The organism is Synechococcus sp. L2F (assembly GCF_024345695.1).
Lineage (GTDB): Bacteria > Cyanobacteriota > Cyanobacteriia > PCC-6307 > Cyanobiaceae > MW101C3.
In genome coordinates this window covers 260663-280218 of sequence record NZ_JAGQBP010000001.1, presented here as the reverse complement: position 1 = coordinate 280218, position 19556 = coordinate 260663, and the positions used below count along the sequence as shown (strand labels likewise).

23 protein-coding genes and 2 pseudogenes are annotated in these 19556 nt (G+C 64.0%); 12 read left to right on the top strand and 13 right to left on the bottom strand.

The features are described 5' to 3' along the window. Nucleotides 1–4: 4 nt before the first annotated feature. From KBZ19_RS01360 to KBZ19_RS01335, 6 genes are all read right to left on the bottom strand, one after another. On the bottom strand, nt 5–1282 hold the full coding sequence (locus tag KBZ19_RS01360; RefSeq protein WP_255099467.1) for a restriction endonuclease subunit S: 1278 nt from the start codon (nt 1280–1282) through the stop codon (nt 5–7). After that, complete coding sequence (locus KBZ19_RS01355) at nt 1272–3086, bottom strand: class I SAM-dependent DNA methyltransferase (protein WP_255099466.1); 1815 nt, start codon at nt 3084–3086, stop codon at nt 1272–1274. Before KBZ19_RS01355 ends, KBZ19_RS01360 begins: the two co-directional genes overlap by 11 nt. An 84-nt stretch (nt 3087–3170) precedes the next feature. Next, nucleotides 3171–3362, bottom strand: a complete 192-nt coding sequence (locus KBZ19_RS01350) for a hypothetical protein (RefSeq protein ID WP_255099465.1) — start codon at nt 3360–3362, stop codon at nt 3171–3173. Beyond that, on the bottom strand, nt 3359–3652 hold the full coding sequence (locus KBZ19_RS01345) for a nucleotidyltransferase family protein (protein ID WP_255100020.1): 294 nt from the start codon (nt 3650–3652) through the stop codon (nt 3359–3361). The genes KBZ19_RS01350 and KBZ19_RS01345 overlap by 4 nt, the downstream gene beginning before the upstream one ends. Further along, nucleotides 3576–4424: a phytochelatin synthase family protein gene (locus KBZ19_RS01340; RefSeq protein WP_255099464.1), complete on the bottom strand. Its 849-nt coding sequence runs from the start codon at nt 4422–4424 to the stop codon at nt 3576–3578. The genes KBZ19_RS01345 and KBZ19_RS01340 overlap by 77 nt, the downstream gene beginning before the upstream one ends. Nucleotides 4425–4535: 111 nt before the next feature. Next, the gene (locus KBZ19_RS01335; RefSeq protein ID WP_255099463.1) at nt 4536–4901 is read right to left on the bottom strand and encodes a PIN domain-containing protein; all 366 of its coding nucleotides are present in this window, start codon (nt 4899–4901) and stop codon (nt 4536–4538) included. Between the two features lie 81 nt (nt 4902–4982). Between KBZ19_RS01335 and KBZ19_RS01330 the strand changes: the two genes are divergently transcribed. From KBZ19_RS01330 to KBZ19_RS01315, 4 genes are all read left to right on the top strand, one after another. Next, complete coding sequence (locus tag KBZ19_RS01330) at nt 4983–5669, top strand: DUF6629 family protein (RefSeq protein ID WP_255099462.1); 687 nt, start codon at nt 4983–4985, stop codon at nt 5667–5669. Nucleotides 5670–5759: 90 nt separating this feature from the next. Continuing rightward, nucleotides 5760–6455, top strand: a complete 696-nt coding sequence (gene pdxH, locus KBZ19_RS01325) for a pyridoxamine 5'-phosphate oxidase (RefSeq protein ID WP_255099461.1) — start codon at nt 5760–5762, stop codon at nt 6453–6455. Between the two features lie 136 nt (nt 6456–6591). Further along, the gene (locus tag KBZ19_RS01320; RefSeq protein WP_255099460.1) at nt 6592–7074 is read left to right on the top strand and encodes a DUF4079 domain-containing protein; all 483 of its coding nucleotides are present in this window, start codon (nt 6592–6594) and stop codon (nt 7072–7074) included. A 35-nt stretch (nt 7075–7109) separates the two neighbouring features. Next, nucleotides 7110–7586: a rhodanese-like domain-containing protein gene (locus KBZ19_RS01315; RefSeq protein WP_255099459.1), complete on the top strand. Its 477-nt coding sequence runs from the start codon at nt 7110–7112 to the stop codon at nt 7584–7586. A gap of 27 nt (nt 7587–7613) precedes the next feature. Here KBZ19_RS01315 and KBZ19_RS01310 read toward each other — a convergent pair whose 3' ends face one another. Then, complete coding sequence (locus tag KBZ19_RS01310; protein ID WP_255099458.1) at nt 7614–8060, bottom strand: DUF3122 domain-containing protein; 447 nt, start codon at nt 8058–8060, stop codon at nt 7614–7616. A 266-nt stretch (nt 8061–8326) separates the two neighbouring features. Here KBZ19_RS01310 and KBZ19_RS01305 point away from each other — a divergent pair, with 266 nt between their 5' ends. Continuing rightward, nucleotides 8327–8920, top strand: coding sequence for an FAD/NAD(P)-binding oxidoreductase (locus tag KBZ19_RS01305; RefSeq protein WP_255099457.1), 594 nt, complete (start codon nt 8327–8329; stop codon nt 8918–8920). A gap of 647 nt (nt 8921–9567) precedes the next feature. On the opposite strand, the pseudogene KBZ19_RS15170 reads toward KBZ19_RS01305, so the two are convergent. The 3 genes and pseudogenes from KBZ19_RS15170 to modA all read right to left on the bottom strand — a co-directional run. Continuing rightward, nucleotides 9568–10009: pseudogene (locus KBZ19_RS15170) on the bottom strand (ABC transporter ATP-binding protein); the annotation flags it as partial. Between the two features lie 165 nt (nt 10010–10174). Next, nucleotides 10175–10786: pseudogene (gene modB, locus KBZ19_RS15165) on the bottom strand (molybdate ABC transporter permease subunit); the annotation flags it as partial. Nucleotides 10787–10821: 35 nt separating this feature from the next. After that, a complete protein-coding gene (gene modA, locus KBZ19_RS01295) occupies nt 10822–11640 on the bottom strand; it encodes a molybdate ABC transporter substrate-binding protein (protein WP_255099456.1) in 819 nt (272 codons plus the stop codon). 594 nt (nt 11641–12234) lie between these two features. Between modA and KBZ19_RS01290 the strand changes: the two genes are divergently transcribed. From KBZ19_RS01290 to KBZ19_RS01275, 4 genes are all read left to right on the top strand, one after another. Beyond that, nucleotides 12235–13647, top strand: coding sequence for a cytochrome ubiquinol oxidase subunit I (locus KBZ19_RS01290; RefSeq protein ID WP_255099455.1), 1413 nt, complete (start codon nt 12235–12237; stop codon nt 13645–13647). Between the two features lie 2 nt (nt 13648–13649). Continuing rightward, on the top strand, nt 13650–14651 hold the full coding sequence (gene cydB / locus KBZ19_RS01285) for a cytochrome d ubiquinol oxidase subunit II (RefSeq protein ID WP_255099454.1): 1002 nt from the start codon (nt 13650–13652) through the stop codon (nt 14649–14651). A gap of 56 nt (nt 14652–14707) precedes the next feature. Then, on the top strand, nt 14708–15211 hold the full coding sequence (locus KBZ19_RS01280; RefSeq protein WP_094510807.1) for a rhodanese-like domain-containing protein: 504 nt from the start codon (nt 14708–14710) through the stop codon (nt 15209–15211). Nucleotides 15212–15338: 127 nt separating this feature from the next. Then, a complete protein-coding gene (locus tag KBZ19_RS01275) occupies nt 15339–15812 on the top strand; it encodes a hypothetical protein (RefSeq protein WP_255099453.1) in 474 nt (157 codons plus the stop codon). Between the two features lie 42 nt (nt 15813–15854). Here the strand turns inward: KBZ19_RS01275 and KBZ19_RS01270 are convergent, their stop codons facing one another. The 3 genes from KBZ19_RS01270 to KBZ19_RS01260 form a co-directional block, all read right to left on the bottom strand. Further along, nucleotides 15855–16265 (bottom strand): hypothetical protein, encoded by a 411-nt coding sequence (locus tag KBZ19_RS01270; RefSeq protein ID WP_255099452.1) that lies wholly within the window; start codon nt 16263–16265, stop codon nt 15855–15857. A 315-nt stretch (nt 16266–16580) separates the two neighbouring features. Next, entirely contained in the window at nt 16581–17117 is a 537-nt protein-coding gene (locus KBZ19_RS01265) for an isoprenylcysteine carboxylmethyltransferase family protein (RefSeq protein WP_255099451.1), read from the bottom strand. Further along, entirely contained in the window at nt 17111–17401 is a 291-nt protein-coding gene (locus tag KBZ19_RS01260; RefSeq protein ID WP_255099450.1) for a hypothetical protein, read from the bottom strand. The genes KBZ19_RS01265 and KBZ19_RS01260 overlap by 7 nt, the downstream gene beginning before the upstream one ends. Nucleotides 17402–17498: 97 nt before the next feature. Here KBZ19_RS01260 and KBZ19_RS01255 point away from each other — a divergent pair, with 97 nt between their 5' ends. The 3 genes from KBZ19_RS01255 to KBZ19_RS01245 all read left to right on the top strand — a co-directional run bounded on the left by KBZ19_RS01255 (nt 17499) and on the right by KBZ19_RS01245 (nt 19412). Further along, complete coding sequence (locus tag KBZ19_RS01255) at nt 17499–18182, top strand: cupin domain-containing protein (RefSeq protein ID WP_255099449.1); 684 nt, start codon at nt 17499–17501, stop codon at nt 18180–18182. Nucleotides 18183–18603: 421 nt separating this feature from the next. After that, nucleotides 18604–18903, top strand: a complete 300-nt coding sequence (locus KBZ19_RS01250) for a galactose oxidase (protein ID WP_255099448.1) — start codon at nt 18604–18606, stop codon at nt 18901–18903. After that, nucleotides 18900–19412, top strand: a complete 513-nt coding sequence (locus KBZ19_RS01245; protein ID WP_255099447.1) for a hypothetical protein — start codon at nt 18900–18902, stop codon at nt 19410–19412. Before KBZ19_RS01250 ends, KBZ19_RS01245 begins: the two co-directional genes overlap by 4 nt. Nucleotides 19413–19556: the final 144 nt, after the last annotated feature.

The following is a 19556-nucleotide window of genomic DNA, read 5'->3' as shown; positions in this document are numbered from 1 at the left end:
CATTCTATCCTGCCGCGCTCATCTCCCCGCTCAGCAGCTTCGGCAGCAGCGTTACGCGTAGGGTGGTGAGGGCGTGGGATTCACGATCGTTTGCGGCTCTCATTAAATCCAGAGGCCGAACTGTTCGGTAGAACGCATCGGCAATGGCTTCTGTTGGGAAGGCCATCGTTGCGCCTGCAAGTGCTTGCGCACTCGCATTCGGCTGGGCTGAGCCGCCGATAATCCCGGCAACGTAACTGGCGTAGTCTGGGGTGCGGGCAAATTCACCAACCAGCCGGCCAATCCCGCGCGACGGATACTGAAGGCGAATGAGGTAGGAAGCGAAGACGGCTTGCGGTGGTTCAACTGCGTAGAAACTCTCTCCGGTGGATGCACCGGTTCGGGCGATAAAGATGTCGCCGTCTATGATTCGATACTTCTCCAGCTCCTCATCGGTTGCTTGACAGAATGGAACCGAGGCCCAGTCTAATCTTCCTCCGCCAATATCTGTGATTCGGAGGAAGTGTGGGCCATTCGGCTTTTCTGTTGCCCTCTGTGTAAAGCCGTATTGGATCCGTGAGGCTCGGTTCTTGAGCGTGTCTGCCTTCCAGCCATGCGGAATTAAGCCGAGTAACGATGCTTGGAACGAGGAAGGGAAGAGCGCAGCGGTGTCTGGATCAAGGCCGATAGGCTGCCGCCCATCAAGCTTGGCCCGCACAGGATCGAAATCTACGAACCAGCTCTGGAACAGCGCCCGCGCCATCGTCTCGAGCGTCGCGTTCATCCGCCGGTTCAACTCGATCTTGTCGTCCAGCGCCCCAAGCACCGCCGCGATGGCCTTTTGCTCGGCAAGAGGTGGGAGAAAAATTTCAAGTCGCGAAAAGTCTCCTTTGTTCAGGATGGGCTGCGCTGAACCGCCTGCCGCTTGGTGGCGAATCTCAGCCTTACGCGTGCTGAGGTTGTAATAGATGAACTCGCTGCAGAAGCGGTCATCCACGACGATTGAATTGATTTGCTGGTTGGTCACGCAATCGCATCCAGCGATGGCGGCCTTCCCCATGTCGGAGCCGATACACGACACCATCACGGAGCCTGCGGGAATCTTCGACCCTTTGACGGACGCCGCGCCGGCCTCGGTGAGATTTCGGACGGTAGTGCTGATTGTTTTTCTACCGTCCATGTCCGATGGAGTGACAAATGGAATCTGCCCGCCAAAGTTGCCTTCGACAGCAGTCAGGGGTGTCTTGCCGGTTACGACTCGGCCCAAGTCACCGAGGATTAGGTCTGCCCATTCACCCGCCATAACCCAGCCTCCTCAGGTTGGCTTTGATGGCCTCCTCCAGTTTCGCCGACTCAGCAAACTGAGCCTCCAGCTCCGCCACCAGCCGCGGCATCTTCTCCTCAAACGGCTCGCCGTCATCTTCCACCTCCTCCGCCCCCACATAGCGCCCCGGCGTGAGCACATGCCCATGGGCAGCGATCTCAGCTGTGGTGGCGGATTTGCAAAACCCCGGCACATCGTCGTAGCTGCCCGCGCCATTAGCGCCCCGCCAGCGGTGATAGGTGCCGCTGATCTTCTCTAGGTCGCCCTCCAGCAGCTCCCGGTGCACTCGATCGATCAGGGTGCCGAGTTTGCGGGCATCGATGAACAACGTGCGCCCGCGCCGATCGCTGAAGCCCCGCTGGCCGTCGGCAGCCTTGCTCTTGGCCAGAAACCAGAGGCACACCGGGATCTGGGTGCTGTAGAAGAGCTGGCCGGGCAGGGCCACCATGCAGTCCACCAGATCGGCCTCGATCAGGGCGCGGCGGATCTCACCTTCGCCGCTTTGGTTGGAGCTCATGCTGCCGTTGGCGAGCACGAAGCCGGCCATGCCCTGCGGTGCCATGTGGTGGAGGAAGTGCTGCACCCAGGCGAAGTTGGCATTGCCCTTGGGCGGCACGCCGTACTGCCAGCGAACGTCGTCGTCCTTGCGGAACCAGTCGGAGTCGTTGAAGGGCGGGTTGGCGATCACATAATCCGCCCGCAGATCCGGATGCAGATCGCGGCGGAAGCTGTCGGCGTGCTCCGGGCCGAAGTCGGCCTCGATGCCGCGGATCGCCAGGTTCATGATCGCCAGCCGTCTGGTGGTTGCGTTGCTCTCCTGGCCGTAGATCGAAATGTCGCCCAGCTTGCCGCCGTGGCTTTCCACGAACTTCTCGCTCTGCACGAACATGCCGCCTGAGCCGCAGCAGGGGTCGTAGATGCGGCCCCTGTAGGGCTCCAGCATCTCCACCAGGCAGCGCACCACACAGCTCGGCGTGTAGAACTGGCCGCCGTTCTTGCCCTCGGCCGACGCAAAGCGGGTGAGGAAGTATTCATACACCCGGCCCAGTAGATCCACGGAGCGATGGGTCTCCTCGCCCTCGCTTGAAGCAGTAAGTTCGATCGTGGCGATCACATCGATCAGCTCCCCCAGGCGCTGCTTGTCCAGCCCCGGACGCGCGTAGTCCTTCGGCAGCACGCCCTTGAGGCGTGGGTTGTCGCGCTCGATCGCCACCATGGCGTCGTCCACCAGCTTGCCGATCGTGGCCTCCCTGGCATGGGCCTGCAGGTGGCTCCAGCGGGCCTCAGCCGGCACCCAGAACACGTTCTCGGCCTTGTATTCGTCGGGATCTTCCGGGTTGGCGCCTTCGTAGTCGCCCTGCCCGTCCAGAAGCTTGGCGCGGTGCTCTTCGAAGCTGTCGGAGATGTACTTGAGAAAAATCAGGCCGAGCACCACGTGCTTGTACTCGGCCGCGTCCATGTTGTTGCGCAGCTTGTCGGCCGTCAGCCAGAGCTTGGCCTCGAAGCCCAGGTTGGCGGTGCCGTTGCCGGTGGCTTTTCCTTTGCGGGGGGCTTTGGCGGGTGCGGGCTGCGGTGCTATTTGCTCGGCGCCTACCAGGGACACGCTGTCGCTGCGGCCCCGGCCGCGCACCACGATCCCCTTGGCCACCAGTTCCGCCTTCACCTCTTCGTAGAGGGGGGCATCCCAGCCGAGCGTCTCGCGCAGGGCAGGGTTTCTGGCGGGGCTGCCTGCCTTTTCCAGGGCTTCGAGGAAGTCGTTCAGCTGATCCGGGTCGGCGGGCACTGGTGGATCAGGTCTGGCGTCGCTTGGCAGAGTCTGCCTGGGGTGGGGCGGTTTTGGGGAGATTGGTGCTGGTGTGCAGGTGGTTCATCCGGCAGACACTCGAGCAATCATGGAACCGATCGAGATGTTCAAGGGCGGTAGGTCGCGATCCACGGTTTGCCTTACCTGATCAAGATTCACGCGCAGGTAGTCGTGAATGAGAACATCCTGCGTATAGCAGCGGATTCTTTCCAAAGCTTCAGCAAAGCTTTCGAGGTAGAGCAGGTCTTTACTCACAACGGCCTGGCTTCTGTGATCACCTGAATGCGGATCGTTGGATGTAGCTGATCGGGTTCGGCTAGATCAACACGGCAGTTGAGCAAGGATTCCAGCTCCTGCTGAAGTGCGATCACTTCCAGCAGGGAATGGCCTTGTTCAAGATCCACCAACAGATCAAGGTCACTGCCTGGCCGGTCCAGCCCACGAGCTACCGAACCGAACTCGCCCCCCTCAGCCCCGCCGCACCACCACCACGCCGCGGCTGCGGCCTGAGCTGCTGTCGGTGGTGCGGATCGCTTGCCACAGATCGGCGAGGGGCACCCACACTGACGGGTAGCGGTAGCGGGCCACATCCAGGATCAGCACCCGATCGGTGCTGGCGTTGTAGGCGGCCAGCGGGGAGATGTGGCCGCCGCCGGCCTGGCCGAGGGACGGGCGGAAGTAGTTGACCAGCAGGCGGTCGTCGGCGCGGGCGAGGTTGCTGCGCACCAGCAGGCGGAACTGGGCCAGGGTCAACCGGTCGCCATGGATGGCGCGGGCCTGCAGCCCGTGGCTGGCCAGCAGCGCCCTCAGTTCCTGCAAGGTCATGCCCTGGCGGGCCACCAGCTCGGGGCTCAGCACCGCCCGGGTGGCGGCGGCCTCAAACACGTTGTCCTGCGTCCAGAAGCGGTAGCTGCCGTAGCCCGCTGCCGCCGGCGCCGGCACCGCCAGGCTGTTGAGCACCATCACCATGCTGGCCACGCCGCAGTAGGCCAGGTTGGCCTGGGTGAGGAACTGCTCCGCCAGAGGGCCGTAGTCGGCGCGATCGGCGCTCTGCAGCAGCAGGGTCTGGCCCTGGGGTTCAGGCAGGGGGATCGTGGCTGCCGGGGGTTGCGCCAGGGCCCGGGGCAGCAGCGGAGGCAGGGCCAGCAGCGCCAGGCCCAGAACGGCCGGCAGGGCACGGCAGGGGCGGGAAGCGGGCGGGGTCAGGGGATGGATCTGCGGTTTTCGCCAGTGTGGCGACGCAAGCGAGCCTTGGCGGTTTTCGGATCCCGGGGCTGTGGCACCAGCTCCAGGATTTGATGGGTCCGTCTTCAGCAATGCCGTTGATGGCGGCTTTCCGCTGGCACCCGATACGCGCCAAAAGCCTGCAGGATCACGGCCCAGGGGTGAGAACTCCGCCTGTTCAGGGTGGTGATCGAGCCCACAAGCTCATGGTGCCTGCCAGGGGTTGAACCGATCGATCACGATCCCTTCGAAATCGGCCACATGGCGGGTGGCCAGGCGAGCACTCCGGGCCAGGGTGGTGGCAGCGATCACCGCATCAGCCGTGGTCATCGGCCGGCCCAGGCGATCCCGCTGCCTGAGTACCTCCACATACCAATGCGCGGCTTCGCGATCGAATGCCCACACCCGTTCGTGGAAAGGGGCTGGCAGCAGTGTGTCCCAGCTTCGCTGCAGCGCCTCCCGCCGACGGCCCTCCGGCAGGCGAGCGATGCCATGCAAAATCTCGGCCTCATTCATCGACGTGAGGCCTGCCGTTCCCGGAGCCAGGCGATCTGCCCAGGCCAGGGTCATCCGCAACCTCAGGCGACGCTGCCACCCCTCGCCGCGCCAGGCTGACGACAACCAGTTGCTGCCGGAGACGGCCTCACGCCGATGTGTTTCTCCAGCAGCGCCAGCTTCGTGGTGGCGGCGGCGCTGTTGCCCGTGGGCGTGGCCTCCGTGCGTTATTGCCGGCAAGCCCAGCGCAGCGATCTGCTGCCCCTGGCGTTCTCGCCGCTGTTCTTCTCGGTGCAACAGGCCCTGGAGGGTGTGGTCTGGCTTGGTCTGGCGCCGGGCGGCGCCGCCGCGCTCGTGCGTCCCGCCGCGCTCGCCTATCTGTTCTTTGCCTACGCCTTCTGGCTGGCCTGGTTTCCCTGGTGTGCCCTGCGTCTGAACCAGCAGCCGCTGCCCGGACTGCGTCACCGCCTGCTGCAGATCGCTCTGGTGCTTGGCCTGCTGGTGGGCGCCGGGCTCTGGCTGCCGCTGCTGCTGGATGGCGCTCTGATCGAGCCGGTGGTGGTGAACGGATCCCTCAACTACACCACCACCCTGCTGGCCGACCGCTGGATCAGTCTCGGTTTCGGCAGCACGCTCTACGGCATGGTGATCATCGCTCCCTTGCTGCTCAGCCGCTCGGGGCGGCTGCGTGGGTTCGCTGGATCTTTGCTAGTGCTGTTTCTGCTGTCGCACCTTTCGTTCAGCTACGCCTTCACCTCGGTGTGGTGCTTGTTCAGCGCGTTGTTGTCGGGTTCGCTCTATTGGATTCTTCGCGATCCGGAGCCTGTGGTGCTGGTGGCCTGACGACGCCCCGCTGTGGCTTGAAGCTGTGGTTCGAATCTGTGGTTCGAAGCTGTAGCGCCAAGGGGTGAACCGCTTCTGTGATCCGCCGCCATGAGTGACTCTCCCGTCCCCACCGATCCCGCCCAGCTGCGCCGCCACTACCAGCGGGCCGACTTGCGGCGGGCTGATCTGGCGGACGACCCGGTGGCGCAGTTCCGTTGCTGGTTCGATCAGGCCGTGGCCGCCGGGCTGGACGAGCCCAACGCCATGGTGCTGGGCACCAGCGATGGCGTGCGTCCCAGTGCCCGCACCGTGCTGCTCAAGGCGTTCGACGCGCGCGGCTTTGTGTTCTTCACCCACTACGACAGCCGCAAGGCCACCGAGATCGCCGCTCACCCCCAGGTGAGCCTGCTGTTTCCCTGGTACGGGCTGGAGCGGCAGGTGGCCATCCTGGGCCGGGCCGAGCGGATCAGCACGGCCGAATCGCTCGCCTATTTCCTCTCACGGCCGCTCGGCAGCCGGTTGGGGGCATGGGTGTCGCAGCAGAGCGCCGTGATCAGCTCGCGCTCGCTACTGGAAGCGCAATGGGAGGCGATGCAACGCCGCTTCGCCGGTGGGGAGGTGCCGTTGCCGCCGGCCTGGGGCGGCCTGCGGGTGGTGCCGGCCGAGTTCGAGTTCTGGCAGGGCCGGCCCAACCGCCTGCACGATCGCTTCCGCTACCGGCGGGCGGGGGAAGGCGGCGGGGCAGAGGCGAGCGGTGGTGGCGCGAGCAGCAGCGCCTGGCTGATCGAGCGGCTGGCGCCCTGAGCCCAACCCCCGGCCCCGGCCCGGCACTCACCTTTCGTGATCCGCAGGGCCGCTGGTGATCCACGGCGCCCGATCGTGGCCATGGTGCAGAGGACGCCGCAGTTGCGGAGTCCGTCTGTTCCACCGCCCAGGTTCGATGCCCTTCGCGCTCAACTTCGTTCACCCCGTGCTGATGTGGGGGCTCCTGGGTCTGATGCTCTACTCGGGCTATCTCGGCTTCAAGGCCAGCTTGATCCGCAAGGCCAGCCCGGAAGACCGCAAGGCCATGCTGCAGGAGCACTACGGCGCCCGGCACGCCCGGCTCGGCCCGGTGATCCTGGCGGTCACCCTGCTGGGCGCCGTCGGTGGCATGGGCGTCACTTTCCTCAAGCACGGCAAGCTCCTGATCGGTCCGCACCTGTTCGTCGGCCTTGCTGTGGCGGCGCTCGTGATCGTCACCGCCTCACTCGGCCCCTCCCTGCAGAAAGGCAAGGACTGGGCCCGCACCCTGCACGTGGCCACCAACGGCCTCGTGCTCACCCTGTTCGGCTGGCAGGCCATCAGCGGCATCGCCATCGTGCAGAAGCTGCTCAGCTCCGCCACCTCGCTCACCCCCGCGCTTGCCCCTGTCGTGAGCTGATGGCAGTGCTTCGTTCCTTTGCTTGGCTTGCGTGGTTGACCACCGGGCTCAGCCTTGCCGTCTGCCTGCTGCTGGGCCTAGGCGCTGCGTTTGCCGACGTGGTGGCGGAGCCGGCTGCGGTGGTGGAGGTCTCGGCACCGATGGTGGCCTCAGTACCGGTGGGGCTGGCCGTGGATCGGTTTCTCGACTCCCTGCCCGCCGATGTGCTGGCCATCGGTTCAGTCGAGGCCCTGAATGCTCGGATCGCGAGTCGGAATCCCCTGCTGGTGGATCTGCGCAGCCCCGCCGACTACCGCCGGGGACACATCCCCGCCGCGATCAACCTGCCGCTCCAGGGTCTCGCCCACCACCTGGAGGCCATTCCCCGCGATCGCGACGTGGTGCTCTACTGCGCCACCGGCTATCGCTCGGCGCTCGGGGTGATGGCCCTGCAGCTGCACGGCTACCCGCGCGTGCGGGGGTTTGCGCCAGGTTTCGCCGGCTGGATGGCGGCAGACCAGCCGGTGGCCTGAATGCCACCGGCCGGCGCTCCACGCCATTCATGCCTGTGGGTCGGTACCGGGACGGGGTACTGATCCCATGGCGTGCAGGGTCATCGCCTGCTCTGGCGTGAGATCGAAGCCGAACGCTCCGGCGGTAGTGGGCACCGTCAGATGGAGCGGCAGCGCTTCACTCGGACGGGGCATCAGGGCATCGAGATCGAACTGGGCCGATCCGGCTGGCACCGCGGCTTCGCCTCTCTGCACCAGCTCTTCACTGCGGTTGGGCAGGCTCCATTCCTGGCCGAGGGAGTCGGTCAACACCAGCTGGAGGGTGTGATCCAGCCTGGTCTGGCCGTCCACCGCATTGAGGCGGAGGCGCAGGCCCGAGGGATACTCCGGGAACGGCTGCTCGAACACCTTGGCGGCAAGGCGATGGCCGGCTCCGTCGCTGAGCGACCAGCTGTCTGCAGCCAGTGCCGGTGAGCTGCCCAGCAGCAGACTCATCACAAGCGCAAGTAGCAGAAGTGGCAGCAGCGGAACCAGCGCATGGGGCTGGACTGGCAGTGCCGACGAGCTGGGCGCTGTGTGGCCGGGAGAAGGGGCCAGCCGAAGGAAGGGTTTCATGGTGGGACACCTGCAATGACCCTATAACGCTAGCGAGATGTCTTGGGAGTGGCCGCAAGTCCCCTTCCCTTCTCGTTCTCTGGCTGCTTCCCAGTCGGCTCCCAGTGCCGTCGGTCGGCGCAGCATGCGTCTGAACGCATCGGTTCGTGCGTGCCAGCGAGCAGGTGGCGGTGTTCGACGTGCGTGAACCAGGGGTCGAGCCCCGCCGCGAGGAGATCCGCTTCGACCTGCTGCATGTGGTGCCACCGATGGCGGCGCCGGATGTGGTGGCCCACAGCCCCTTGGCGATCGATGGTCCTGGCGGCTGGGTGGAAGTGAACAAGGACACCTGCCAGCACAAGCGCTTTGCCGATGTGTTCGCTCTCGGCGATGTGAGCTCACTGCCAACGTCGAAAAGCCTGGCCGCCATCCGGGGTCAGGCGCCGGTGCTGGTGGCGAACCTGCTGGCTCAGCTCGATCAACGCCCCCTGCTGGCCCATTACGACGGCTACACCGCCTGCCCTTTGATCACCAGTTTCCACAGCGTGGTGATGGCGGAGTTCAACTACGAGCTGCAGCCGGTCAGTTCCTTCCTGGTGGATCCCACCAAGGAGCGCTGGAGCATGTTTCTGGTGGAAACCCGTGTGTTTCCCTGGGTGTACTGGCACCGGGTGCTCAAGGGCCGCCTGCACGAGAGCCGCTTCCTCAAGCCGTTCGCCCCGCTGGTGCGCGCGCTGGGGCTGGCATTCAAACAGCCGTGATCAGACCGTGAAGGTGGCTGATTTGCCAGGGTTTTGATAGAACGAGAGTGAAGTGAAAAGCATCAGGGTTTAGGCCTTCAGATAGAGCAGTCGCGCGCGATCAATCACGAGTTCAAGTGCCTCGCTCTGGCCATCAAGTTCAGCCCATTCCCACTCACGCACTTCCACGTGTAGCTCATTGGCTCCCTCTGCGATCTGCACATACACACTGACCTGGAGGGCACCCCGACTGATCTTGACCAGACGACAAGGACGAACGATCCGTGCTTGTGAGGCCGATGTTGTGCCAGCGGGAGCCAGGCGCAAGTGATTGGCTCGCAGGCCAATCCAATCGCATCGCTGCTTGTGCCCCATCGACTGGCCATCCACGAGGAGTCCCCAGCGGGTCGCCAGGCACTGGTGAGCAGACACCCAGGTGATCGGGCTGAGGTTCTTGCAGCCTGTGAGCCGGGCCACGATCAGTTGTTCAGGCTGGGAAAACAAACCCTGTGTGGCGCCCTGAGCCACCAGCCGTCCGCCCTCCAGCACCAGCAATTCATCACTCAGGCGAAACGCTTCATCGATATCGTGCGTCACCAGCAGGATGGGCGTACCTGAGCTCCGCTGTAGATCATCCATCCACTGCTGCAGCCGGCGGCGACGAAAGCTGTCCTGAGAGCTGAACGGTTCATCCAGAAGCAGCAGATCGGGTTGCACCGCCAGCGCCCGCGCTACAGCAACGCGCTGACATTGCCCGCCGGAAAGCTGATGCGGGAAGTGAGAGGCATGCTCCTGCAGACCGACGGCGGCCAGCAGCTTCGCCACCCGTTCGCGGCGCTGCTCTCGCGGGAGTCGATCCAGTCCGAACGCCACGTTGTCGGCCACACGCAGGTGAGGGAACAGGGCGTGTTGCTGAAACACCATGGCGATCCGCCGGAGATGCGGTTCGACCCAGATTCCCCGATCGGTGTCGCAGAGCAGCCGCTGCCCGAGCTGGATGCGGCAACCCTGAGGCCGCTCAAGCCCGGCGATGCAGCGGAGCAGCAGGCTCTTGCCCGCTCCAGAAGATCCCAGCACGGCCTGTCGTGCCGCCTGGCTCTTCCAGTTCATCCTCAGGTGAAAGGAGCCGCGTTGCAGCTGGATGGCCACCTGCATCTGTGTCACGACGCGTGGACGGAGCTGGCCGATCGGTTCTGTCGGTACCCATCCGTCCTCATCGACAGCGCCAGTGGTGAGACGTTGCGAGGTAGCGGTGGTTGAGCGGCTGCGGTTGAGCCATCCCACCAGCATCAGGCAGCTGCCGTTGAGCAGTAGCACCACGGCTGTAAGCCGCCAGGCCAGCGTGAGATCGCCACCTTCTACAGCGCTGTAAATCGCCAACGGCAATGTCTGCGTGCGGCCTGGAATGTTGCCTGCCAGCATCATCGTTGTGCCGAATTCGCCCAGCGCCCGTGCAAAGCTCAGGCTCACTCCCGCAAGCAGGCCTGGACGAATCAAGGGCACGGTGACTCTCCAGAACGTCCGGAGCGGGCTGCAGCCAAGCCCGAGCGCCACCGCTTCCAATGCCGGATCGAGCTGTTCCAGAGCGGCAAGTGTGCTGCGGTACATCAGCGGGAATGCCACCACTGCCGCACTGATCACAGTGGCTGTCCAAGTGAAGACAATCGTGATGCCCATCCGCTCCAGCGGTTCCCCCAGAGGACCCAGCGGCCCCAGCAACTGCAGCAGCAGAAAGCCAAGCACCGTGGGCGGCATCACCAGAGGTGAGAGCAGCAGCAGGTCAGCGGCAGCGCGTCGTTGGCCCTGCCATCCCCGCAGGAACAAGGCAGCGGCAATCGCAGGCGGGCTGAGCAACAGCACCGCGAATGCAGCGGCGCGGAATGACAGCAGCAGCGGTGACAGGAGGCTTGCGGGAGGGGGGATCAGCGTGCTGGAGGCAAGGGGGAGAAGCCGGCGCGGATGAAGGCGCTGCGGGCTGCAGGACTTTGCAATCCATTCAGATAGGCCCTGGCCAAAGCCGGTTGTCGACTGCGGCGGATCACGGCCCCGCTGTAAAGGATCGGGGTGTGACTGGCTGCTGATGCCGTGGCTGCAATCCGCAGGTTGCTGACGCCATAGGTATCGCTGCGGTAGACAAAGCCAGCATCAGCACTCCCACTAGCAACGGCGGCGGCGACGGCTCGTACCGAGCTGAGCGGAACCAACTTGGGCTGCAACGCCGTGAGCAGCTTGTAATGGCGCAAGGCCTGCCTGGAGTACTCTCCGGCCGGCACAGCAGCGTCCCCGATGGCGATGCGGCGGATGCGGGGACTCTCCAGGTCGGTGAATCCCACCACCCCCCTGCGTTGGGCAGGCACCACCAGCACCAGTTGGTTGCTGATCAGGTTGCGGCGGGTTCCAGGCAGGAGCAGCTTGGCTTGTTCCAATGCGTCCATCTGCCTGGTTCCCGCAGAGAGGAACACATCGACAGGGGCTCCTTGTTCGATCTGGCGTTGCAGCGAGCCTGAGGCCCCGAGGTTGAACTGGGGTGGAGGGACACGCTTGCTGCGCGAAAACGAGGGTGCAAGCCCCTGGAGAACATCAGTGAGGCTGATGGCGGCACTCACCAGCAGGGGCTGCGCTGCCGGGCCCTTCTGAGCAGCAACGGGCCGCTGCGTGCTCAGCAGCAGGGCCAGGCCTGCAATCCCCACGGAGCCACTGATCTTCCAGAACAGACGCTTCAGCGGTATCTGACACTTCATCCAAGCATCCACAACCCGATTCAGCCTCATTGAATTCAGCTCGATTGTAATCGGCCTCACTCTATTCAGCCGAAACATAATCAATTTCCCTGTGCCTGGCCCAGCTGACTTCGGCTGCACTGGATCCGGCTCACCAAACGTCAGTCTCACAGACTATGGACTAACGGGATGTAGCCGAACAGGCCAATGCCTGCAGGAGTAAAGGATCATTGACATTGGCTCTTGGCGGCTCGCACTGCACTGACGAGCCGACCCTTCCACTTCAAATCTCAATCTTGCTGCCAATGTTCGCCAGGAGAGGCAATCGTGTGGGCATCAGAACATCGGTGAAAGGGCTACTCTCTCCCATTCACTGCTGAAGCCTCTAGGGTTGGATGGTGGAACTGTCTCTCCATCGCCCTAGCCCTGCACAGCCCCACAGTTCGCACACGCGCCCACGGTTGCGATTTATTTCTTTAGCTTTCCAGCTTTCGTCGTCGCTGGTCGTCACTGGCTGGTACGCCACCCGTTCCTGCCCATTCGTTGCAGTCCATTCGTCACAGCGCATTCGTATGGCTTGTCAAGCTTTCTCGCCGTTCGTTTTGTTCCCAACCCATGCTTGGCACTCTTGATGTCGTGACTCTGTCACGGCTCCAGTTCGCTCTGACCGCGATCTTTCACATGCTCTGGCCCGTGCTCTCCACCGGCCTAGCGATCTATCTGGTGGTGCTGGAGGCCATCTGGCTGCGCACACGCAATCCCTTGTACTACCGGCAGGCCCGCTTCTGGGCAAAGCTCTATGTGCTCAATTTCGGCATCGGTGTGGCCTCAGGCCTGCCGATGGAGTTCCAGTTCGGCACCAACTGGGCCCCGCTTTCCGAGTTCGCCGGCGACTTTTTCGGCTCGGTGCTGGGCTTCGAGGGGGCGATGGCCTTCATGCTCGAAGCCGGCTTCCTCGGGATCATGTTGTTCGGCTGGCAGAAGGTGCCACCAGTGATTCACTTCCTCTCCACCGTGATGGTGGCCTTCGGCGCGAACCTCTCAGTGTTCTGGATTCTCAGTGCCAACTCCTGGCTGCAGACTCCGTCGGGTGGCACTTTCTCCGAGGGCCATTTTCATGTGCAGAACTACTTCGCCGCCATCAACAACCCCTTCATGGTGAGGAGCGTGATTCATATGGCCCTGGCCACGGTGGAAACCTCCATGCTTGTGGTCGCCGCGATCAGTGCATGGTCGCTGATGCGCCAGAAGGCACCGGAGTTCTTCCTGTTTTCCTTCAAGCTGGCGCTGGTGATCCTGCTGGCGGTGGCGCCGCTGCAGATCCTGGCCGGCCACGAAAGCGCCGTGCAGGTGGCCGAGCATCAGCCCACCAAGCTGGCCGCGATCGAGGCCCTCTGGGACGACCAGCCCGCCGGCAGCTCCCCTGCCTGGACCGTGCTGGCTTCCCCTGATGAGGCCAGCGGCAGCAACCGCTGGATCCTGTCGGTGCCTGGCGCCTTCAGCTGGATCCTGGAGACGCGGCCGCAGCTCAGCCAACCGCTGCGTGGGCTCAACAGCTGGCCCGCCGACCAGCGGCCCCACATGGTGGGTCTGCTCTTTTATGCCTTCCGGGTGATGGTGGCGATCGGCCTGGCTGCTGCAGCCCTGATGGCCCTCAGCCTGCTGCTCTGGTGGCGAGGCGGCCTCAGCACCGCCAGCTTCGCCCAGTGGCCCTGGTTCAGCTGGGCCTGGATCCTTTCGGCTCCAGCCGGCTACCTGGCGATTGAATCCGGGTGGGTGGTGCGTTGCGTGGGCCGCCAGCCCTGGACGGTCTACGGCCAGCTGCGGACCGCCGATGCCGCCTCGGCGCTGCCGGTGGGCGAGGTCCTCACCAGCTTGAGTGTGTTCGCTGTGCTTTACACGGTGTTGCTGGTCTTCGCGTTGTATTTCGGCTCCCGGATCATCGCCAAGGGGCCGAACCTCACCCTTGAGCCGCCCTCTGGACCTGCCACCGCCGCAATTCTTTCCGACCCATCAGCAAGCACCTGATCATGGAGTTCCTCGAATGGTTCATGCCCACGGTCTGGTTTGTGATCCTGGCCCTGTTCCTGCTGCTCTATGTGATCCTCGATGGCTTTGATCTGGGGGTGGGCATCCTCTCGCTCACCTCGCCCAGCGAATCCCAGCGCACGATCCTGATGACGAGCCTCGGCAATGTGTGGGATGCCAACGAAACCTGGCTGGTGCTGATGGGCGGCGCCCTGTTCGGGGCCTTTCCCCTGGCCTATGGCACCATCCTCAAGGCCCTCTACGGCCCCATCTACCTGATGATCCTGGGGCTGATCCTGCGGGCGGTGGCCTTCGAGTTTCGCGAGAACGCCGCCAACAAGCGGCCCTGGAACCTGATGTTCGGTATTGGCAGTGTGCTGGCCGCTGGCTCCCAGGGCATCTGTCTGGGCACGGTGCTCTCGGGCATCCCCACCGATGCTGCAGGCCACTTCACAGGCTCCGCCCGGATCTGGGTGAACCCCAGCAGCCTGGTGGTGGCTCTCACGCTCATCCAGGGCTACGTGCTGATCGGCTCCACCTACCTGATTCTCAAAACCAGTGGTGAGCTGCAGCGGTTGCACGTGCGCACCGCCCGCCTGGCGGCTGCCACCACCCTGGGAGGGGCCCTGTTGATCACCTTCACGGCGCCGTTCGCGTCGGAAGCACTGCGGCAGCGCCTGTTTGATCCCGCGTTCCTACCCTTCTTCGTGGTGTTGCCACTGCTGGGTGTTGCCCTGATCGTTCAACTGTTCCGCAGCCTGGCGATGCAGCAGGAGGCATGGCCCTTCGTGTATACCGTACTGTTGTTCATCCTCAGTTTCGCTGGTCTGGGGGTAATGGTATTTCCGGCGGTGATTCCGCCATCGGTCACGATCTTTCAGGCGTCGTCGTCGGTGAGTTCGATGGTGTTCATGCTCACCTTCATCGGTGTGCTGATTCCCATCATGCTCTTCTACAACATCTACAACTACATTGCCTTTCGAGGCAAGGTGAGTGCCGATTAAGGAAAACCTTTGGCCGCCAGCACGATCAATCCCCCTAGGATGTGTCGAAACCCCATATGTCTCGCCTTCGCTCGCTCCTGCTGGGGATCGCCCTTGCCCTCTGCCTGCTGATCTCGGCGCCTCAGGGCGCCGCTGCGGCCACCGCGATCGCCCCTCCGGATGCCACGGTTGCTGCAGGCGAGGCAGCTGCCATTGACTCCGCAGTGGAGCAGTACCTCTCCAACCTGCCGGGTGATTTTCATGCGATTCGATCGGTTCCAGCCCTGAAGCGCCTGCTTGCCAGCGGCAACGTGTCGCTGATCGACGTGAGGACTCCTGCTGAGTACCGGGCGGGACACATTGCCGGAGCCATCAACAGACCGTTGAACGATCTCAGCCGCCACGTGGCTGAGATTTCCCCAGAGCGAGAGGTGGTGCTCTATTGCTCCAGTGGATTTCGCTCTGCCATGGGAGTGATGGCGCTGCAGCTGGAGGGCCGCCACCAGGTGAAGGGCTTTGCACCCAGCATCGAAGGCTGGAAGGCGGCCGGTGAGCCGGTGGTGACGACAGAAGGCGCGTAGGCCTGGCGAACGTTGGCGGGGTGCTGATTGTGGGCAGCGAATTCCGCAGCTCTCACGCCGCGCGACCCTGGCTGCAACGCATCGATCCATCCGCAACGAACCACCAAGATCCAAGGCCTTTGCTTCCTTGCTGCTCACACTGAAAGAACAAGCCTCGAGGCCGATGAACCCGTCGATCAACCAGCCCCTGCGGCTGATCACCCTCTGGATCGCCTGGCTGCTGGCGATGCTCTTTCACGTGGACCTGGGCCTGATGCCCCTGTTCCACGGCCAGTCGCCGGAGATCCACAGCCATCTGCAGGAGGGGGCATTGCCCCTGCTGTTCGGGGCGATGCTCGGCTACTTCCTGCTGCCGCTGATTGCGACCGTGCTGATCGCCTACGCCGCCACCACGGTTGCTCCGGCCACGCGCTGGCGGCCCTGGCGGCGGATCCACTTCTGGTTCAGCGTCGTCTATTCGGTCACCAACGTCCCCCATCTCATCGCCGACATCCTGGTGCCCGATGCCCGCCTCGATCAGATCGTGCTGATGGTGGCCCTCACGGTCTTCGGGCTGCTGATCAACGTGGAGGGTTGGCGCTGGTGGCGGCAGACCCCGTGAAGGGACTGCAGCCGGGGCGGTGCCTGCTTGGATCAAGCTCACTCAGCGGCGCGTCCAGGTACCAATGTCCACGACGGAATCGAGATCGGAGGTGTGACGATAAACAACCTGAATCAGATTGGGGTTGATGATCTTGCCATCCGTAAAGCCGTCTTCATCAACCATGTATAAGCTGGCATCGTCATGCCCAAGAGTGCCGACGAACTTCTCCGTTGCGTACTTGGATTTGACTAATCCGTGGAAAACCCGACCCTGTTGCCTGGTGATTTGAGCAACGGCATTCAGATCGCTGCAATCACCATGATGGTGGGTCTTGCATCTCGATGCTTCGACTTTGCAGAGCACGGCTCCTTTCCCTTCCACTGTCCATGTGCCGATCATGCTCGGAATGACAGGTGCGGCCAAAGCAGCAGAGAAGGTTCCTGCGCAGGCAAGAGTCGCCACGCCGGCCATGGCTAGCCGTGCTGTGAGGGTCTTCGCGATGGAATGAGCGACCGCAGTATAATTCATCAGCCTTTAAGCGAACGTCTCATTTATACCCTAGCTATAGAGAACAATCACGAGCCAAGCACGCAAGCTATTGACATGTGGGCAGGCAAGAGTCTTCCTGATGGGTTTACGAATCGGAGCGATTGATCCGTGCGTGCTGATGCCAGACAACAGTAAAGTATGCAGTCCACCCAAACGACAAGAGAGACAGCCCGATCCAACTGAATGACGGGCGAAGAAGAGGGCTCCCTGCGCAACGCCCATCCATGAGAGCCAGGGCTACCGCCAGTCGAGGCCTGGCAGAAAGGGAACGATCGCCGGGGTGGAGGTCATGTAGTGGGCATAGTCGCTGTGCATGGAACACAGGCGCTGCTCCTCGCGTCGTGCCTTGAGGCTGAGCACGGTCGCCAGCGCCAGCAGCAGTCCCAGGTGCAGCAGGCTGCCGAGGGCCAGAGTCACCCCCAGGGAGCAGAGCAGCAGCGACTGGTAGAGGGGATGGCGGCACCGGCCGTAGGCCCCCTCGGTGACCAGGGGCGCCCCTGGCATCGGTTCCGGCAGCGGACTGAGACTGTCCCCGAGGTTCAAGGCCCCCTGGGCGCCGATCACCAGGCCGATCAGGAAGGTGAGCCCACCGATCAGGCGCAGCGCCAGGGGCCAGTGAATCCCCAAACCCGAGGGGGGAGGCGTTGGCGGCAGCCAGTGGGCGGCGATCAGGATCATCTGGGCCAGCACCCACCACTCGCCGTGGCGGTTGTCCCTCAGCCCCACCCAGGAGAAGCCCCACTTCTGCATTCGTTCGTTCAGTTGGCTCAGCATGATTCGATCTCTACAAGTGAAGGGGTTGGGACAGGCTGGCGCCACAGGCCGAGCCACTCGTCGTTGCGCTTGTCCACCGACCCGGTGGCCGGCTCCCAGATCTCTGGCACCAGGCCGGCCTGCCGCAGCTGCGCATCCACCAGCTCCGGGTCACTGCCCCAGGGCGGGCCGCCTGGCTGGCGGTGGCACCAGAACAGCCCCAGCTCCCAGCCGTCAACGCCTTCTTGGTAGCGCTGGTCCCAGCGGCTCGCGTCGGCGCTGAGGGGCTGTTTGGAGGGGCTCATGCCTCCAGCTTGCCCCGTTCAATCGCGACATGTGTTGAGCGGCATGGAGGCATGGCCGTACGGCGGCCCGACACAGCGGTTGAGCACAATCGGGGGCATGGACCTGCATGCCGACCTGAGCCAGCGCGTGGTGATCGACACCGGCGCCCTCGCCTGGAGCCCTTCGCCGATGGCGGGCGTGGAGCGGCGCATGCTCGATCGCGAGGGCGCAGAAGTGGCCCGGGCCACCTCGATCGTGCGCTACGCCCCGCTCAGCCGTTTTGATCGACATCACCATGGCGGCGGAGAGGAAATCCTGGTGCTGGAAGGCACCTTCTCAGATGACCAAGGCGATTACCCCGCCGGCACCTACCTGCGCAACCAGGCCGGCTCCGCCCATGCCCCGTTCAGTGAGGAGGGCTGCACGGTCCTTGTGAAGCTGCAGCAGATGCACCCGGACGATCAGCAGCGCGTGGTGATCGACACCCGCACCGCCGACTGGTTCCCGGGCCTGGTGCCGGGACTGCAGGTGCAGCCGCTGCATGCCTGGGGCTCGGAGCACGTGGCCCTGGTGCGTTGGGCGCCCGGCACGGTCTTTCAGCCCCACGGCCACCCGGGTGGAGAGGAGATCCTGGTGCTCGATGGTGTGTTTCAGGACGAGCAGGGCAGCTATCCCGCCGGCAGCTGGTTGCGCAATCCTGCTGGCAGTGCACACCAGCCCTGGAGTGAGCCGGGCTGCACCATCTGGGTGAAGACTGGCCACCTGCCGGTGACGCTTGGCCCGGATGGCTCACAAGCCTGAATTCGTGTTGAGCAGGGCTTGGCAGAGGGGGAACGGGCGGTCTTCTCAACGGAGAAGACGTCCGCTTGCATCTGGTGGCATCAGCCAGAACGCCGGCCGGTCCGAGGAGCAGGCTCAGCCATGAGCTGAACGCCAGCTACGAATCACTCCAGATTTGGTGATGAACTGGTCGAGCTTCGGCAGCAACGCCAGGTACCCGGCGAGAACACAGAGCATGAGAGGACGATCGAGCCTGCTGAGCCAAGGGCACCGGCAGTTCCTGGCCGGTGGCATCGAGGAACCGGGTGCGGGTCTGGACGCCTGATCTGTGAGCCCGCATTCAGCGCGTCGTTGTCACCGGGGCTCCACTTGAGGTCGCGCCTGAGCTGGCCAGAACCAGAAGACTTCTGCTAGTACAGGTGTTCGCTCTGCTGGTGTCGTTGTGGCTGCTCTCCCATCCCATTCCCACGGCACCCTGCCGGTGCCCAACTCAGCGGCAGACGATGGCGACGACGAGCACTGGCCCTATCTCGATGAGGAAGTGCTGGTGGCCAGCCGCAGCCGCAAGGTTTGCCTCACCTGCCACTTCTTCCGCCATCGCGCCGGGGTGAACTGCATACCGCTGCTCACCTGCCAGCTGCACCAGGGTCTGCTGGCCCATGGGGAGCACCTCACCCGCCGCTGCCAGGGTTGGACCGATGACATGACGCGCCAGCGGGGCTGGTGCCCGGAGTTGGCATGAGCAGCCGGCGCGCGGTGGTGGGCGTGATGGGCGCCGGAGAGGGCGCCTCTTCTGAGGCTGTGGCCCTGGCCGAGGAGCTGGGGGAGTGCATCAGCGCTAGGGGTTGGGTGCTGCTCACCGGTGGCCGTCCGGCGGGGGTGATGGCGGCGGCCAGCCGCGGCGCGGCGCGGGTGGAGGGGCACCTGGTGGTGGGGGTGTTGCCCGATGAAGGGAAGGGTGATGAGAGGCAAAGCACGGCGGACCTGGATCTGGCCCTGTTCACCGGCATGGGCAAGGCCCGCAACGTGATCAACGTGCTCAGCGCTGATGTGGTGGTGATCTGTGAGGGCGGCGGCCCAGGCACAGCATCAGAAGCCGCCCATGCGCTCAATGCGGGCAGACCACTGATCCTGCTGGCGGTGCCGGTGCTGTGGCGGGACTTCTTCCTTTCGCTCAGCAAGGGGGTGGAGAGCGCGAGCGATGTGCAGGAATGCTGCCGGTTGATCGAGGCCCGACTCACAGAGGCATGAGTCGGCCATCACCTCGTGTCCCCCTGACCCAAAGGAGGGCTGGCTGAGCGACGGCCGTCATGTGCTGCGCTTTCGCCAGACCCGCTGGGAGCGCCAGGTTCAACAGCTGGAGATCACCAGCGGGGAGTTGCTTCTAGGTGTGTA